The organism is Luteimonas campi (assembly GCF_051162505.1).
Lineage (GTDB): Bacteria > Pseudomonadota > Gammaproteobacteria > Xanthomonadales > Xanthomonadaceae > Luteimonas.
In genome coordinates this window covers 153,946-168,512 of the sequence record NZ_JBNWEM010000004.1, presented here as the reverse complement: position 1 = coordinate 168,512, position 14,567 = coordinate 153,946, and the positions used below count along the sequence as shown (strand labels likewise).

The following is a 14,567-nucleotide window of genomic DNA, read 5'->3' as shown; positions in this document are numbered from 1 at the left end:
GATCGGCGCGGTCGCCGAGCGCCCAGGCCGGACCGACAGCACGCGGCTCCGTCATGGCGTCGCGAGCGTCACAGCCGCAACCGTCGCATGCGCGGGCCGATCGTCCCTAGAATCGCGGCATGTCCCGCATCCTCGTCTTCCAGCACGTGGCGGCCGAGCCGCTGGGCACGCTCGACCCGCTGATCCGGCGCCGCGGCCACCGCATCCGCTTCGTCAATTTCGACCGTGAGCCCGAGGCCGAACCGAACGTCGACCGCTACCGCGGCCTGGTGGTCCTGGGCGGGCCGATGAACGTCGAGGACCAGGCCAGCCGCCCGCACCTGCGCACCGAACTGCGCGCGATCGAGCGGATGCTCGGCCAGGGCAAGCCGGTGCTCGGCATCTGCCTGGGCGCGCAGCTGCTGGCGCACGCGCTGGGTGCGCCGGTCCGGCGCCACCGCGTGCCCGAGATCGGCTGGTATCGCCTGCGCGCTACCGAGGCCGGGCGCAGCGACCCGGTGCTGGCTCCGCTCGGCGAAGAGGCGCCCGTGTTCCAGTGGCATGGCCAGCACTTCGAGATCCCGCGCAGCGCGGTCCACCTGGCCAGCAGCGAGACTTGCGAGCAGCAGGCCTTCCGCTGGGGCGAGAAGGCCTACGGGTTCCAGTTCCATCTGGAAATGGACGAGCCCCTGATCGAGCGCTGGCTGGCGACGCCCGGCTACCGTGCCGAACTCGAGCGGCGCGAAGGCCTGCACGACGAAGTCGCGATCCGGGCCCACACCCGCGAATACATCGCCGGCATGCAGGAGCGCGCAGACGCGGTGTTCAACAACTTCCTGGATCTGGTCGGGCGTCCGCAGCGGCGTATCGCGCTGCCCTCGCGCGAGTTCGGCTGAAGGCCCCGGCGGCGCAGCGCGCTCCGGGGCCAGCGCCGTTCAGGCCGTCGCGGCGCGCGTTGCGCGCAGTCCGATCCAGCCCAGGTCGGCGAACGCCAGCACCGCCAGCGCCTGCGCCAGCACGAAGGCGATCCCGGCCACGCTCGGCTGCCAGTTGCCGCCGAAAGCGACCCATGCACTGGCCGCGACCCAGGCGAAGTTGACCGCGACCACGGCCGCCACCGCCCCGCGCGCGGGCGCGGCCTGGCGCGAGAGCCCGTACACCAGGGCGACGAAGGGCAGCAGCGCCACCCCCGCGCCCCGCAGCAGGCCGGCGGGCAGCTGCAGCACCGGCGCCAGCAGGTCGGCGGCGGCGACCAGCAGCACGGCAGTGGCGCCGCTGGCGGCCGCGTCGACCAGCAGCAGCCGCGGCAGGAAACGGGGATGGGCAAAGCGCTGGCGCAGGTTCATGGCGGTACTCCCGGTTGGATGACGGGGCCGATGCTGAACGCCCCGCGTCATCCGCGCGATTACCTGGAGGGTAAGTTCGCGCGGACCCGGCAGCGGCTATCGTGTCGGACATGCACACGACCTCCGCCCGCATACGCAACGTCGGCGACCAGCTGCGCGACTGGCGCCAGCGCCGTCGCCTGTCGCAGCTCGACCTCGCCGGCCTGGCCGACATCTCGCCGCGCCACCTGAGCTTCGTCGAGACCGGACGCTCGGTGCCCAGCCGCGCCATGTTGCTGCGATTGTCGGACCGGCTCGAGGTGCCGCTGCGCGAGCGCAACGCATTGTTCATCGCCGCCGGCTACGCGCCGGTGTACAGCGAACGCCGGATCGACGATCCATCGCTGGCGCAGGCGCGCCACGCGATCGATCTGGTGCTGCGCGGGCACGAACCCTACCCCGCCCTCGCGGTGGACCGGCACTGGAACCTCCAGGCCGCGAACCGCGCCCTGGCGCCGCTGCTGGAGGGCGTGGCGCCGGAACTGCTCGCGCCGCCGGTCAACGTGCTGCGCCTGAGCCTGCATCCACAGGGCGTGGCCCCGCGCATCGCCAACCTGGGCCAGTGGCGCGCGCACCTGCTGCACCGGCTGGGACAGCAGGTCGAGGCCACTGGCGACGCCACGCTGCAGGCGCTGCGCGAGGAGCTCGCCGCCTATCCTGCGCCCAGCCACGACGGCGACGGCGACGGGGATCCGGGCGCGGTGGTGGTGCCGCTGCGCCTGCGTACCGCGCTGGGCGAACTGTCGTTCCTGAGCACGACCACGGTGTTCGGCACGCCGGTGGAGGTGACCCTTTCGGAACTGGCGATCGAATCCTTCTTCCCCGCGGACGCCACCACCGGCGAGCGGCTGCGGGCAGCGCTCGCTGCGATGCCGGACGGACCGCCCGCGGCGTCCTGAGATTCAGCGGACCCGCACGCCCTCGTCGTCCCGGACCGGCGCCTCGAGGGCATCGACAGGCGCGGGCTCGGGCAGCGGTTGCACGTTCGCCGGCTCGGGCGGCGGCTCGGGCGACGGCGCCAGGATCCGCTCGACCACGCCGTCGACGACGCGGCCGGTGACCTCGCCCGCGATCTCCCCCGGCTGCAGCACCTCCTCGATGCGGCGCCCGCCGAAATCCGGCCCCAGCACGTAGAACAGCTCCGACACGCTGGGCCAGCCCATGTGCGGCGCCAGGAACCAGTACGCGCCCACCAGCGCCAGCACGAACATCAGCAGCTTCAGCAGGGCGCCGACCAGCTTGTAGGCCAGGTACGCGCCGACCAGCAGCAGGACCAGGCCGATCCAGCTCATGCGGCCTGGGCCTGCGCGCCGTCGTCCACCAGCGGACGCAGCGCCGGATCCAGCGCCACGCGCTCGTCGAATACGAAGCAGCGGCCCTCGTAGCCCGCGCCGCCGACCGCCTCGAAATAGCCGAGGATGCCGCCCTCGAGCTGCAGCACGTTGTCCATGCCGCTGGCGCGTATCCACAGGGCCGCCTTCTCGCAGCGGATGCCGCCGGTGCAGTAGCTGACCACCGTGGCATCGGCCAGCGCGTCGCGATGCGCCGCCAGCGCCGCGGGCAGCTCGGTGAAATTGTCGATCGGCAGGCACAGCGCGCCGGCGAAGGCGCCGTGCGCGGTTTCCTCGCGGTTGCGCGTGTCCAGCATCACCACGCGCCGCCCCTCGTCGTCATGGCCCTGCGCGCGCCAGCGGGCCAGGTCGGCGGGCGATACGGCCGGCGCGCGACCACGCAGGGGCGAGGCGTCCTCGCGGCGGAAGCTGATGATCTCGCGCTTGAGCTTGACCTTGAGCCGCGCGAACGGAAGTGCCCGACTCCAGCTGTCCTTGACCTCGATCGCGGCCAGACGCGTGTCGCTGCGCAACTGGCGCAGGAACTCCTCGATGCCGGCATCGGCCCCCGCCAGGAACAGGTTGATGCCTTCGGGGGCGACCAGCACCGTGCCGCGCAGGCAGGCGGCCTCGGCCCAGCTGCGCACGCCGGCGGCCAGCGCCGGCGGGTCCTGGATCTCGACGAAACGGTAGGCGGCGATGTTGCGGATCATGCCGCCATTGTATGCCGCCGTCCGCGCAGGTCCGGCGGCACGGCCGTCCTACTCGCGCGCGGCCTCGAAGTGGTCGCGCACGAAGCGGTCGAGCAGGCGCACGCCGAAGCCGGTGGCGCCTTCGGGCACGGTCGGCTCCGCGCTCGAGGCCCAGTCGGCGCCGGCGATGTCCAGGTGCGCCCAGGGCAGCGTGCGGTCGACCCACTCGCCGATGAAATACGCGCCCGCCCCGGCACCGGGCGAGCCGCCACCGTTGCGCAGGTCGGCGATCGGCGACTTCAGCCGCTTGCCGTATTCGTCGAGCAGCGGCATCCGCCACAGCTGCTCGCCGCTGGCCTCGCCGGAAGCGAGCAACTGCGCGGCCAGCGCGTCGTCGCGCGCGAACAGGCCGGCGTAGTCGCCGCCCAGGGCCGACACGATCGCACCGGTGAGCGTGGCCACGTCGACGACCAGCTTCGGCCGGTCCTGTTGCTGCACGTACCACAGCGCATCGGTCAGCACCATGCGCCCCTCGGCGTCGGTGCTCATGATCTCGAAGGTCTTGCCCGAGGCGGTGCGGATCACGTCGCCCGGACGCGCGGCGCTGCCCGAGGGCATGTTCTCGGCCAGCGCAGCCACCGCCACCACGTTCACCGGCGCCTTGCGCCCGGCCAGCCCGATCACGGTGGACACCACGCTGGCGGCACCGGTCATGTCGGCCTTCATCTGCCACATGTTGGTCGTGGGCTTGATCGACAGGCCGCCGCTGTCGAAGGTGATGCCCTTGCCGACGAAGGCCAGCGGCGCCTCGCCCGCGGCGCCGCCGTCGTACCGCACCACCAGCAGCCGCGGCGGACGCGCGCTGCCCTGGCCCACGGCCAGGATGCCGCCCATGCCGAGCTTCTGCATCGCCGGTACGTCGAGCACCTCGATGCGCAGCGGCAGCCCGGAGGCGGCGGCGCGTACCCGAGCCACGAATTCTTCCGGCCACAGCGCATTGCCCGGCTCGGTCGACAGGTCGCGCGCGAACGCCACCGCGTCGGCCACCGGCTTCCACTGGGCCGTCCAGTGCGAGGCCGCCGCGGCGCCGGCGGCGGTGCGGATCACCAGTTCGCCCTTGCCGACCTGGGCTTCCTCGCCCTCGTCCTTGCGCGAACGGTACTTGTCGAAGCGGTACTGGCCGAGCGCGGCGCCGAAAGCCAGGTGCGATGCGGCATCGGCCTCGCGCCCATCCCAGACCAGGTCCACGCGCGGTGCCTTGGCCTGCGCCACGGCGCGCGAGACCCGGCCGCCGGCATCCTGCAGCGCTTCGGCCGTCAGCGCCTCCTTCCCCGTGCCCAGCACCAGCAACCGGTCATAGCCGGCAAAGCCGCGCAGATCGAGCAGGCTGTCGGCCTTGCCCTTGAATCCGTCCGCCTGCGCGGCGCGACGCAGTGCCCCGCCGCTGCGCGCGTCGATCGCGGCGAAGCTGCCGCCCTCGGGCAGGCCCTCGGCCACGGCGATGGCGACGGTGCCCTGCTCCGGCACCGCGTGCGCATCGAAGGACAGGCTGCGCTGGGCCAGCGCGGTGGCGGGCCAGGTCGCGGCCAGGGTCAGGGAAAGCAGGAACGCAAACGGTCTGGACATCGAATGCCCCGGGGCAAAGGTCGGAGGGAACCGGAGCATTGCGCCACCGGGCCCCGGACCTTACCCCGCGCCCTCGCGTCATCGGGCATGCCGAAAGTCATGCGCGGCGCGCCAACGCGCGGGCGCCCGCCATCAGTGCCGCCCCCGCGAGCATGGCCAGGGCCACGTTGCGCAGCTCCACGGCGCTGGCCTGCAGCAGCAGCCAGCCGATCACCAGCAGCGCACCGCCCACCACCCAGGGCGCGGCCGGCACGCGGAACGCGGCAGTGCCGATGCCCTCGCCGTCGCGGCGCCTGAGCACGGGCACCGCGATGCAGGTCGCCGCATAGGCCAGCAGGCGGGTGATCGTGCTCAGCGCGACCGCAGTCAGGAACGAACCCGACAGCGTGATCGCGAGCATGCAGGCCGCGGTCGTCGCGATGGCCCAGTGCGGCGTGTGGAACCGCGCGTGGGTGCGGGCCAGCGGCGCCGGCAGCTGTCCCCGCTCGGCCATCGCGTACAGCAGCCGTGGCGCCGCCAGCACCAGCCCGTTCAGCGTGCCGGAGATCGAGACCAGGGCGCCGACCACGACCACGCCCGCGCCGAGGCTTCCGGCGAAGCGTCCGGCCGCATCGGCCAGCGGCGCGCTCGAAGACGCCAGGCCCGGCAGCGTGCCGATGGCGACCAGCTGGATCAGCAGGTACAGCGGCACGATCACCGCCATCGACACCAGGATCGCGAACGGCAGCGTCCGCCGCGGATCGCGCACCTCGCCGGCCGGCACGGTCGCGGTTTCGAACCCGGTGAAGGCGAACACCAGCAGCAGGATCGCGGCCGAGAAGTCGTCCGCCGAGGGCGCGTGCTCCGGCAGGTAGCGCGCAGGCTCGATGAAGAACAGCCCGACCGCCACGAACAGCAGCAGCGGCACCAGCTTGGCGACGGTGAACGTGTTCGCCACCAGGGCGGCGGTCCGCACGCCGCGCAGGTTGACCGCGGCGATGGCCAGCGTGGCCAGGGTCGCGACGGCGACTCGCCCGCCTCCGCTCGCAAGCGCCGGCCACAGGTGGCCGAGATAATCGATCAACAGGTTGCACAGCGCCGCGAATGCGGTCACGCGCGTCAGCCATACCAGCCAGCCGACCTGGAACCCGACCACCGGTCCGAACGCGACGCTGGCATACAGATACGGCCCCCCGGTCTGCTCGAAGCGGCTGCCGGCCTCGGCGAAGCACAGCACCACCATCAGCACCAGCAGGGCGCAGGCCACGTAGGCCAGCAGCGCCCAGGGCCCCAGCAATTCGTGCACGCGCGCGGGCAGGCCGAAGATTCCGGCACCGACCACGGCGTTGATGAACAACGCGACCATGCTGCCGCGCCCGATCCCGCGCACCAGTGGGCCAGCCGCGCCGGCCGCCACCCGTCAGCGTCCGATCAGGATCGCCGGCAGCGCCATCAGCCCCACCAGCAGCAGGATGGCCAGCACGGTCAGCGCCACCCGCAGCGGCTGGGCGCGGGCGATGTCGGCAAAAGTTTCGGCGGTGCCCTCGCGTTCGGCGCGCGCGTGTTCGGCGCGGATGCGGATGGCGCGCTCGCGCTGGTAGTCGGCCATCAGGCGCTTGGCCTGGGGCACCGCATCGTCCTCGCGTACCCAGATGCCGCCCGCGGAAATCCCGAGCGGGCCGGGCCGGGTCTCGTAGTACGCGATCTTCGCCGCGTCCAGGAACGCGCGGACATCGTCGGCTTCGTCATCCGGGACATTGCGCAGGTTGAGCAGCAGTTTCGCCATCGGCCGATCATAGCCGTTCCGGGGCGGCCGCCCCTACGGCACTCAGCGCTTGCTGGTCACGGCGCGGCGCAGGTTGCTGCGCGCCTGCGCGTCGAAGCGCTCGTGGAAGAAATCGCTGAGGAAGATCCGCGGCTTGGCCAGCAGCGACTTGAGGAAGCGGCGGCGGTTGATCCGAAACAGCCAGCCCGGCACGTGGCCGCGGTACTCGGCCGCGATCGCACGATCGTAGGCGTCGAACATGGGCGGATCCGCGCCGAGGATGGCCATGTCGCAATCCAGGAAATGGCGGGTATCGTCGGCCACCGCGGTCTTGCCGAAATCCTCCGGGCGGTACTGGCCATGCCTCGCCGTGAGCTCGATCAGCTCGGCCACCCGCGCGGCCTCCACTCCCGCGGCCGGCATCCAGCGCGCGATCTCCTCGATCGCGAACGCCGCCGATCGCGCCTCGTTGTCCTTCTGCCCGGGCTCGTACACCGCGTCGTGGTACAGGACGGCAAGGCGCACCTCGAGCGGCTGCACCCAGCCCGGCCCGGCCGCCACCGCATCGAAATGACGCAGTACCTCGGCCACGTGGCTGAAGTCATGATAGGCACGCGGCGGCGTGGCGTAGGCCACTTCCAGCGCGTGCAGCTGGCCCGGCGACAACGCCTCCTGGCCGCTCATCCCGGCTGCCACGGCCGCACCACGAGGGCGGCCCCGACGATCACCAGCAGGGCACCCCCGATCCGGAGCGCATCCGCCGGCCGCTGCGCGCCCAGTACCCCGAAATAATCCAGCAGCAGCGATCCCAGCAGTTGCCCCAGCACGATCAGGCAGATCAGCGCACCGGCGCCGAGCTTCGGCACCAGCAGGGTGGCGACCAGGACCAGGCTGGCCCCGATCACGCCGCCGGTCCAGATCCAGGCCGGCAGGCTGGCAAGTGCCTGCGCGGGCAGCAGCGGCGTGCGGGTGACCACCAGCATCGCCCCCAGCAGACAGGTGCCGACCAGGAACGAGACGAACGACGCATACAGCGCACCATGCGTCAGCGCCCCCAGGCGCGCATTGATCAGCGCCTGCAGCGGCAGCAATGCGCCAACGGCGATGGCGACGACGATGCCGAGCGTGGCCCAGGCTTTCACGTGATGTCCTTGGTTCGGCAAACCACGGCCAGTCTAGTGCCGGGCGGTGAATTTGCGACGTGAACACCTGGGAGCCGCTGCAGGCAGCAGTTCTGGCGTTGCGCGGCCGTCGTTGCTGTTTCGATGAGCCAGCGCGGGTGCGAGAGCGCGGCTTCGGAAGAGGCCGTGACGCCCCGAGGGGGAGGTGACGCACCGCTCGGGCAGACCTCCTTGTCCGCACTCGCGGCCGTGGCACATCCATGTGCCACTTGCGTCACCTCCCCCTCGGGGCGTCACGGCCTCGCTGCTTCGGGATCCGGCCTCCGGCAACGGAGACCCGCTTGGCGTTGCTGCCTGGCCTTGCTGCTTGACCTGCTTGGCCTTGCTGCTTTGCCCTGCAGCTTTGACCTACACCTTGGTCTTGCGGCTTCGACTTACGGACTTTGATTCGCGACTTCGTTGGGGTCGGCCTGCGCTCAATCACGACCCACCGTCACCGCCCGAACATCCCGCGACTTCAATCCTTGCTGCGAGCCAGCTTGCGGATGCCAGACGCCCACTCCGCCGTCGGCAATCCAGATGATCGGGCACCAACGAAGCAGCGGAACAGAAGGCCGCAAGGGCCGCGGCAGGCGGGGGTATTGCGGGAGCGGCCATGGATGGCCGCGCCGGCGAGTCGCACATGGATGTGCGACCGAGCCGGCCGCGATACCCCCGCCTGCCGCGGCCCCGTCCAAAGGCGAGACCCCAGGCTGTTCCCGCATGCGCTCGCGCAGGACCCCTCCCCGCCTACCTCGCCAGCGGATTCCGCCGCACCACCAGCAGCGCCAGCAGGGTCAGCACACCCATCGCCGCGAGATACCAGCCCACCGACGCCAGCCCGTAGCGCTCCCCGAGCCGCGTCGCGATATAGGGCGCCGGCGATGCGCCAAGGATGCCGGCCAGGTTGAACGCCAGCGATGCGCCCGTGTATCGCACCGCAGTGGGGAACATCTCGGCCAGGATCGTCCCGCAGGGTCCATAGGTGAGCCCCATCGCGCCCAAGCCCAACGCCAGGAACGCCAACACGCCCCAGTCGCTGCCGGATTCCAGTAGAGGCGCGAACGCGAAACCGAAACCGATAATCAGCACCGTCGCGGCGATCATCGCGTTGCGCCTTCCGAACCGGTCGGCGTACAGCGCAGAGAGCGGAATCGTCAGCGCGAAAAACAGCACGCCCAGCATCTGCAGCAGCAGGAAGTGCTCGCGCGAGTACCCGAGCCTGGATGTGCCCCAGCTCAGCGCGAACACCGTCATCAGGTAGAACAGCACGAAGGTCGCGACCAGCGCCAGCGTTCCGCTGACCAAGGCGAAGGGATGCTCGCGTACCACGCTCACCATCGGCAGCCGCACCCGCTCCTCACGTTCGAGCGTGCGCTGGAAGTCCGGTGTCTCGGCGATGCGCAGCCGTACCCACAGTCCGACCATCACCAGCACGGCGCTGGCCAGGAACGGGATGCGCCACCCCCAGGCGAGAAAGGCCGTGTCGCTCATCCAGTGGGTGAGCGCCAGAAACACGCCGGTCGACAGCAGGAAACCGATCGGCGCGCCCAGCTGCGGGAACATGCCGTACCAGGCGTGCCTGCCCGGCGGCGCATTCTCCGTGGCCAGCAGCACCGCCCCGCCCCACTCGCCACCCAGGCCCACGCCCTGCCCGAGCCGGCACAGCGCCAGCAGCAGCGGCGCGGCGATGCCCACCTGCGCATAGGTCGGCAGCAGGCCGATGACGACCGTCGACACGCCCATCGTCAGCAGCGCCGCGACCAGGGTCGCCTTGCGGCCGACGCGATCGCCGAAATGCCCGAACAGCGCCGAGCCGAACGGGCGCGCAATGAAGGCCAGCGCGAACGTGGCGAACGACTGCAGCGTCGCCGTCGCCGGATCGCCCGGAGGGAAGAACAGCTGCGGGAACACCAGCACCGCGGCAGTGGCGTAGATGTAGAAATCGAAGAACTCGATCGTGGTGCCGACCAGGCTGGCGAGCAGCACGCGCCGCTTGGCCGCGCCGGTGGCGTACGCACCGGATGCCTGCACCGCCGCAGTCACGCGGCGGTGCTCCTACCGGGCCGGCCCGGACTCACGGCTTGGCGTCCGCCGCCGGCAGCGCGTAGTCGACCTCGTAGGCCGGCGGCTCGCCGCCCGGACCCTTGAGATAGTGGTCCATCCACTGCATCAGCCGCAGCGAGTAGTCGTAGCGCGAGGCCGCGCGCGCGTTGCCGTGCCCTTCGCCCGGGTACAGCACCAGCCGCACCGGTGCCTGGCCGGCAAGCTTGAGGTAGCGGTAGAACATGTACGACTGCATCACCGGCACGCGCGGGTCGGCCTCGCCGTGCAGGATCAGGGTCGGCGTCTTCGACTGCTGCGCATAGGTGATCGGGCTGGTCTTGCGGAACAGCTCCGGATCCTCCCAGGGCCAGGTGCCCATGTGCACCAGGTTCTGCTCCCAGGGGATGTCGCCGGTGGTGACCAGGCTGGCCTGGTCGGAAATGCCGACGAACATGACCGAGGCCGCGAAGCGCTCGCTGTAGTACGTCGCGCCCCAGGCGCTCGCGTAGCCGCCGTAGGAGCCCCCGGTGATGCCGACCTTGTCCTTGTCGACCAGCCCGCTGGCGATCAGATGGTCGACGCCATCCACCACGTCGTCGAACTCTTCCATGCCGGGCCGGCCGAAGCCCTTCTTCGAGAATTCCACCCCGCGCCCGGTGCTGCTGCGGTAATTGGGCAGGAACACCGCATAGCCCTGCGCGGCGGCATGGTGCAGGGGCTGTGCGTAGGAGGTCAGCCAGCCATGGTTGTAATGCGACTCCGGCCCGCCATGCACCACCACGATCAGCGGCACGCGTGCGTTGCCCCGACGCTCGATCGGATGCACCAGCAGCCCTTCGATCTCCAGACCGTCGCGCGCGGCGTAGCGGATCACTTCCTGGCGCGCCAGACGCACGTTCCCCAGCCAAGGATTGCTGTCGGTGAGGCGTTGGGGCGCGGTGGCGCCGGCGGCCAGCAGGAACGCTTCGGACGGATGCTGCGGCGTGCTGCCGACCAGGGCGATGTCGCCGGCCCCGGAACGGCTGAAGCCCGACCACACCGGCCCCTCCGCCGCCAGCAGCGTGCGCTGCGCGCCGCCTTCGACGCCCACCTCGCCGAGCCGCGCCTGCACGCCTTCCCAGCTGATGAACTGCAGGTGCGCCGCATCGCGCCATTCCACGTCCACCACGTGTCCCGGCAGGCCCGGGAGCAGATCGCGCCAGGCGCCGCCGTTGCGGCCCACCACGAACAGGCGGCCCTGCTGCGCATCGTGCTTGTCTTCGGCCGAAATGAAGGCCAGGTGCGCGCCGTCGGGACTCCACGACAGCCCGCCCACCTTGCCGGGATTGTCCACCGTGCCCAGCACCCTGCCCTCGGGGGTAACGATGCGCACGCGGGTGAACACCAGCGTGTCGTCGGTCAGCTGGCGCGGCGCCACGGTCAGCGCCAGTCGGTCGCCGGCCGGACTCCACTGCACCGACTGCACGCTGCCGTCCAGCTCGACCAGCCGCGGCGACGCCCGGTCGTCGCCCACTTCGGCGATCCACAGCTGCACGGGCCGCCAGTCCTCTTCGTAGACCTTCTGGCTGAAGCCCTTCTTGCGGAGCGCCTTGAGCGCGTCGCTCTCCGGCCGCGAGGCGAGCAACGCGACCCGCCGCCCGTCCGGCGACAGGCTGAAGGCGCTGATGTCGGACTTCAACTTCGCGATCGCCACCGATTCTCCGCCGTCCACCGGTATGCGGTAGAGCGTGCGCGTCTCGTCGCCCTGGCGCTTGGCCAGATAGGCCAGCGAACGGCCGTCGGGCAGCCACTCGTGTGCCCCCACGTTGACCTTGCCGGTCACGAAGCCGCGGCTGTGGCCCTCGCGCGAAACCAGGTGCAGCTCAGCCCAGGCCGGGCCGTCGTCGTCCACGCCCAAGGCGCGGGGCACCGAGAGCGTATAGGCCACGTGTCGGCCGTCGGGGCTGATCGTGGCCTGGCCCACGCCGCGCACCTCGGCGACCTGACGCAAGGTCATGCCACCGCTGGCGGCCAGCGTCGACGCGGCCAGGCACAACAGCAGCAACAGGCCCGCGGCCCGCAGGAACGGATGGCGCATCGGCAGATCCCCTCATGGCGTGAGCCCGAGACTTTCGCGCGGTGGGCCGGCGATGGCAAGGCCGTCAGCGGGCGCGCCAGGCCTGTGCCACGCGCGTGAACACATCGCCCAGCTCCAGCCTGGCGGCCGGCTCGATGCGCGCCAGCACGGCCGGCAGGTCGATGCGCCCCCCGGGAAACGGCTCACCGGTCCAGGCGAACACCACCCGGTTGCTCTGCCGCGCCTCTTCCAGCACCCAGACATGGTCGCGCCCGAAGCTGCGCTGCAGCTTGCGCACGTGATCCTTGAAATCCGTGGCGTAGAGGTTCCCCGCCAGCACGCCGCCGGGCGCCAGCGCGGCGCGGCAGTCGTCGTAGAAGGCCTGGCTCGACAGCGCCTCGGGAATTCCGGACGCGTCGTAGCCGTCCACCAGCAGGATGTCGAAGCAGCCGGGCCGCTCGCGCACGAAGCCGGCGCCATCGGCCAGCAGCACCCGCAACCGCGCATCGTCGTCCGGCACCCGGAATCTGCGGCGCAGGGCGAGTACATGCGGATTGTTCTCAGCCACCTCCAGCCGTGCGCCCGGCAGGTGACGGTGGCAGAACTTCGCCTGGGACCCACCGCCGAGCCCGATCATCCCGATGCGCGCGGGCTGCGGCTGGAACAGCAGGCTGGCCATCATCGTACGGGTGTAGTCGATCAGCAGATGCCCGGGGCGGAACGTCCGCATCCGGCTTTGCGAGACCCCACCGGTGAACTGCAGCTCGGTGTAGCGCCATCCGCGCTTGACGCGCGGCAGCCGCGCACTCTCCGCCTCCCCGCGCCGGGCTGCGCCGCGGCATCGCGAAAGCAAGGCCTGCCACCAGCCCCTGGGGCCTGCTGTCATGGATTTCTCTACCGGTAACGAATGCGCGCAAAGCCTACCCCAGCACGCGCGCCACGCAGCACGGCGCGGTGGGTTGACGACTGCCCCGGCCAGGTGTCCGATCCGTTCAACTGGAAGCGGTTTCGCCTGCTGCCGCCTGAATCCGGCCGCGGAAGCCTCAGAGGCCATTCATTGCCGGAACGCCAACACTGATGCCAGCGCCGACCCGGAGTCGGCAGGTGCACGACATGAAACGGCACAAGCTTTGCCGCACGCTGAAGGTCCCGCTGGCGTTCTGCATGTTCCTGGCCGCGGCCATCCCGGCGCAGGCGCAGGAGCGCGAACGCGAGCGCCGGGAACACCGGACGCAGCGCGACCAGCAGCCACGCGGCCCCGACACCACTGCCCGGCGCGAACGCGGGGAGCGGGAGCGCATGCAGGCAGCCCAGCAAGGCCAATTCCCGCAGGCCATTTCCCGCCCGCAGGACGCTGGCCGCAGCCAGCGCAATGTGGATGCGCGCCAGGATGCACGCCGGCAGGCCTTGCGCGATGATCCTCGCCAAAACCTGCCTCCGCGGCAGCGCGAGGATGTTCGACACCAACTGGCCAGCCAGCGCGACGGGTCCGGTCGCCGCGAGCGGACGCTACAGCGCGAGCAGGCACAACGCGAACCGTCGCAGCGCATGCAGGCCATGCCGCGCGGCCCACAACCGGTCCAGGCGGGTGCAGCCGGACAGCCTCCGCGCCGCGAAGACGGCGGCGCGCTGTCGCGCCCGACACGGGACGGGAATGCGGCCCGCCAGGAGCTGCTGCGCCGGCAGCGTGAGCAGCTGCGGCCACGCATCGAACCGGAGCGCCGCGTGATGGCACCTCCGCAGCCGCATCGTGGCCACCGGGAGGCGGCACAACACGACGAGCGTGGACGCGTGACCGGCCGACGCGTGGAGCGCAACCGTCAGGCCGCGCTGATCCACGCCGAGCGCCAGCGCGCCGAGCAGTTCCGGCGCGATCGCGAACGCCAGCATCGCGTTGACGAGCAGCGCAACGCCGAACGCGCACGCCTGCTCCAGCAGCAGCGACGCATGGCCCAGTACCGCTACCAGCGCGACTACCACACACGCCTGCGCGACCAGGAGCGCCAGTGGCGCGCCGCACCGTACGACGACGCGAACGACCCGTACTACGCCACGCCCGCCAGCTACCGCTATTCCTATGGCGGCCGCTGGTACCAGACCAACCGCTACGGCGCGGACCTGATGCGAGACGCCGTGCGCCGCGGGTACAGCGAGGGCCTGCATGCAGGCCGGGCCGACCGGGAGGACGGCTGGCGCTACGACTCCAGCGGCAGCGCCGGTTATCTCGATGCCAGCTATGGCTACAGCGGCCGCTACATGACGCAGGACCAGTACGCGCACTATTTCCGCCAAGGCTTCGAGCGTGGGTACGAGGATGGCTACTACAGCCGCGACCGCTACGGCCGTCGCGACGAGGGCGGCGAATACAGCGTGCTCGCCGCCGTGGTGGGCGTGATCCTTGGACTGCAGTTGCTGGATTGATCGCGCCGAAAGCAGCAGGCCGGACGCGTCGGACGGGCCACCTCACCATCGCCCCTCGCCGGCGGGCACGAAATCCGGCCAACAGTCGACCCGCACCCTCGCGCCGACGCCCAGCGTCCACCGCGGC

The 14,567-nt window shown here is 71.2% G+C and carries 16 protein-coding genes; 3 read left to right on the top strand and 13 right to left on the bottom strand.

The window, feature by feature from the left end; translation table 11 throughout:
- Window positions 1-119: 119 nt before the first annotated feature.
- The gene (locus tag ACQYVW_RS13365; protein WP_434947344.1) at window positions 120-875 is read left to right on the top strand and encodes a type 1 glutamine amidotransferase; all 756 of its coding nucleotides are present in this window, start codon (window positions 120-122) and stop codon (window positions 873-875) included.
- 39 nt (window positions 876-914) lie between these two features.
- Here ACQYVW_RS13365 and ACQYVW_RS13360 read toward each other — a convergent pair whose 3' ends face one another.
- A complete protein-coding gene (locus ACQYVW_RS13360) occupies window positions 915-1,325 on the bottom strand; it encodes a hypothetical protein (protein ID WP_434947343.1) in 411 nt (136 codons plus the stop codon).
- 110 nt (window positions 1,326-1,435) lie between these two features.
- Here ACQYVW_RS13360 and ACQYVW_RS13355 point away from each other — a divergent pair, with 110 nt between their 5' ends.
- Window positions 1,436-2,263 (top strand): helix-turn-helix domain-containing protein, encoded by an 828-nt coding sequence (locus ACQYVW_RS13355; RefSeq protein ID WP_434947342.1) that lies wholly within the window; start codon window positions 1,436-1,438, stop codon window positions 2,261-2,263.
- A 3-nt stretch (window positions 2,264-2,266) separates the two neighbouring features.
- Here ACQYVW_RS13355 and ACQYVW_RS13350 read toward each other — a convergent pair whose 3' ends face one another.
- The 12 genes from ACQYVW_RS13350 to ACQYVW_RS13295 all read right to left on the bottom strand — a co-directional run bounded on the left by ACQYVW_RS13350 (window position 2,267) and on the right by ACQYVW_RS13295 (window position 13,999).
- Complete coding sequence (locus ACQYVW_RS13350; protein ID WP_434947341.1) at window positions 2,267-2,656, bottom strand: hypothetical protein; 390 nt, start codon at window positions 2,654-2,656, stop codon at window positions 2,267-2,269.
- Window positions 2,653-3,408 (bottom strand): sulfurtransferase, encoded by a 756-nt coding sequence (locus ACQYVW_RS13345; protein ID WP_434947340.1) that lies wholly within the window; start codon window positions 3,406-3,408, stop codon window positions 2,653-2,655. Before ACQYVW_RS13345 ends, ACQYVW_RS13350 begins: the two co-directional genes overlap by 4 nt.
- A 48-nt stretch (window positions 3,409-3,456) precedes the next feature.
- Window positions 3,457-5,013 (bottom strand): leucyl aminopeptidase, encoded by a 1,557-nt coding sequence (locus tag ACQYVW_RS13340; protein WP_434947339.1) that lies wholly within the window; start codon window positions 5,011-5,013, stop codon window positions 3,457-3,459.
- A 97-nt stretch (window positions 5,014-5,110) separates the two neighbouring features.
- Window positions 5,111-6,349: an APC family permease gene (locus ACQYVW_RS13335; protein WP_434947338.1), complete on the bottom strand. Its 1,239-nt coding sequence runs from the start codon at window positions 6,347-6,349 to the stop codon at window positions 5,111-5,113.
- A gap of 63 nt (window positions 6,350-6,412) precedes the next feature.
- A complete protein-coding gene (locus ACQYVW_RS13330) occupies window positions 6,413-6,778 on the bottom strand; it encodes a DUF6164 family protein (RefSeq protein WP_434947337.1) in 366 nt (121 codons plus the stop codon).
- Window positions 6,779-6,820: 42 nt separating this feature from the next.
- Window positions 6,821-7,441: an HD domain-containing protein gene (locus ACQYVW_RS13325; RefSeq protein ID WP_434947336.1), complete on the bottom strand. Its 621-nt coding sequence runs from the start codon at window positions 7,439-7,441 to the stop codon at window positions 6,821-6,823.
- The gene (locus tag ACQYVW_RS13320) at window positions 7,438-7,899 is read right to left on the bottom strand and encodes a DMT family transporter (RefSeq protein ID WP_434947335.1); all 462 of its coding nucleotides are present in this window, start codon (window positions 7,897-7,899) and stop codon (window positions 7,438-7,440) included. The genes ACQYVW_RS13325 and ACQYVW_RS13320 overlap by 4 nt, the downstream gene beginning before the upstream one ends.
- Window positions 7,900-8,667: 768 nt before the next feature.
- Entirely contained in the window at window positions 8,668-9,963 is a 1,296-nt protein-coding gene (locus tag ACQYVW_RS13315) for an MFS transporter (protein ID WP_434947334.1), read from the bottom strand.
- Between the two features lie 31 nt (window positions 9,964-9,994).
- On the bottom strand, window positions 9,995-12,040 hold the full coding sequence (locus ACQYVW_RS13310) for an alpha/beta hydrolase family protein (protein ID WP_434947333.1): 2,046 nt from the start codon (window positions 12,038-12,040) through the stop codon (window positions 9,995-9,997).
- Between the two features lie 64 nt (window positions 12,041-12,104).
- On the bottom strand, window positions 12,105-12,749 hold the full coding sequence (locus ACQYVW_RS13305) for a fused MFS/spermidine synthase (protein WP_434932908.1): 645 nt from the start codon (window positions 12,747-12,749) through the stop codon (window positions 12,105-12,107).
- A 164-nt stretch (window positions 12,750-12,913) separates the two neighbouring features.
- Window positions 12,914-13,483, bottom strand: coding sequence for a hypothetical protein (locus ACQYVW_RS13300; RefSeq protein ID WP_434947332.1), 570 nt, complete (start codon window positions 13,481-13,483; stop codon window positions 12,914-12,916).
- 45 nt (window positions 13,484-13,528) lie between these two features.
- Window positions 13,529-13,999, bottom strand: coding sequence for a hypothetical protein (locus ACQYVW_RS13295; RefSeq protein ID WP_434947331.1), 471 nt, complete (start codon window positions 13,997-13,999; stop codon window positions 13,529-13,531).
- On the opposite strand from ACQYVW_RS13295, the gene ACQYVW_RS13290 reads away from it, so the two are divergent.
- Window positions 13,967-14,440: a hypothetical protein gene (locus ACQYVW_RS13290; protein ID WP_434947330.1), complete on the top strand. Its 474-nt coding sequence runs from the start codon at window positions 13,967-13,969 to the stop codon at window positions 14,438-14,440. The two genes, ACQYVW_RS13295 and ACQYVW_RS13290, sit on opposite strands and share 33 nt — an antisense overlap.
- Window positions 14,441-14,567: the final 127 nt, after the last annotated feature.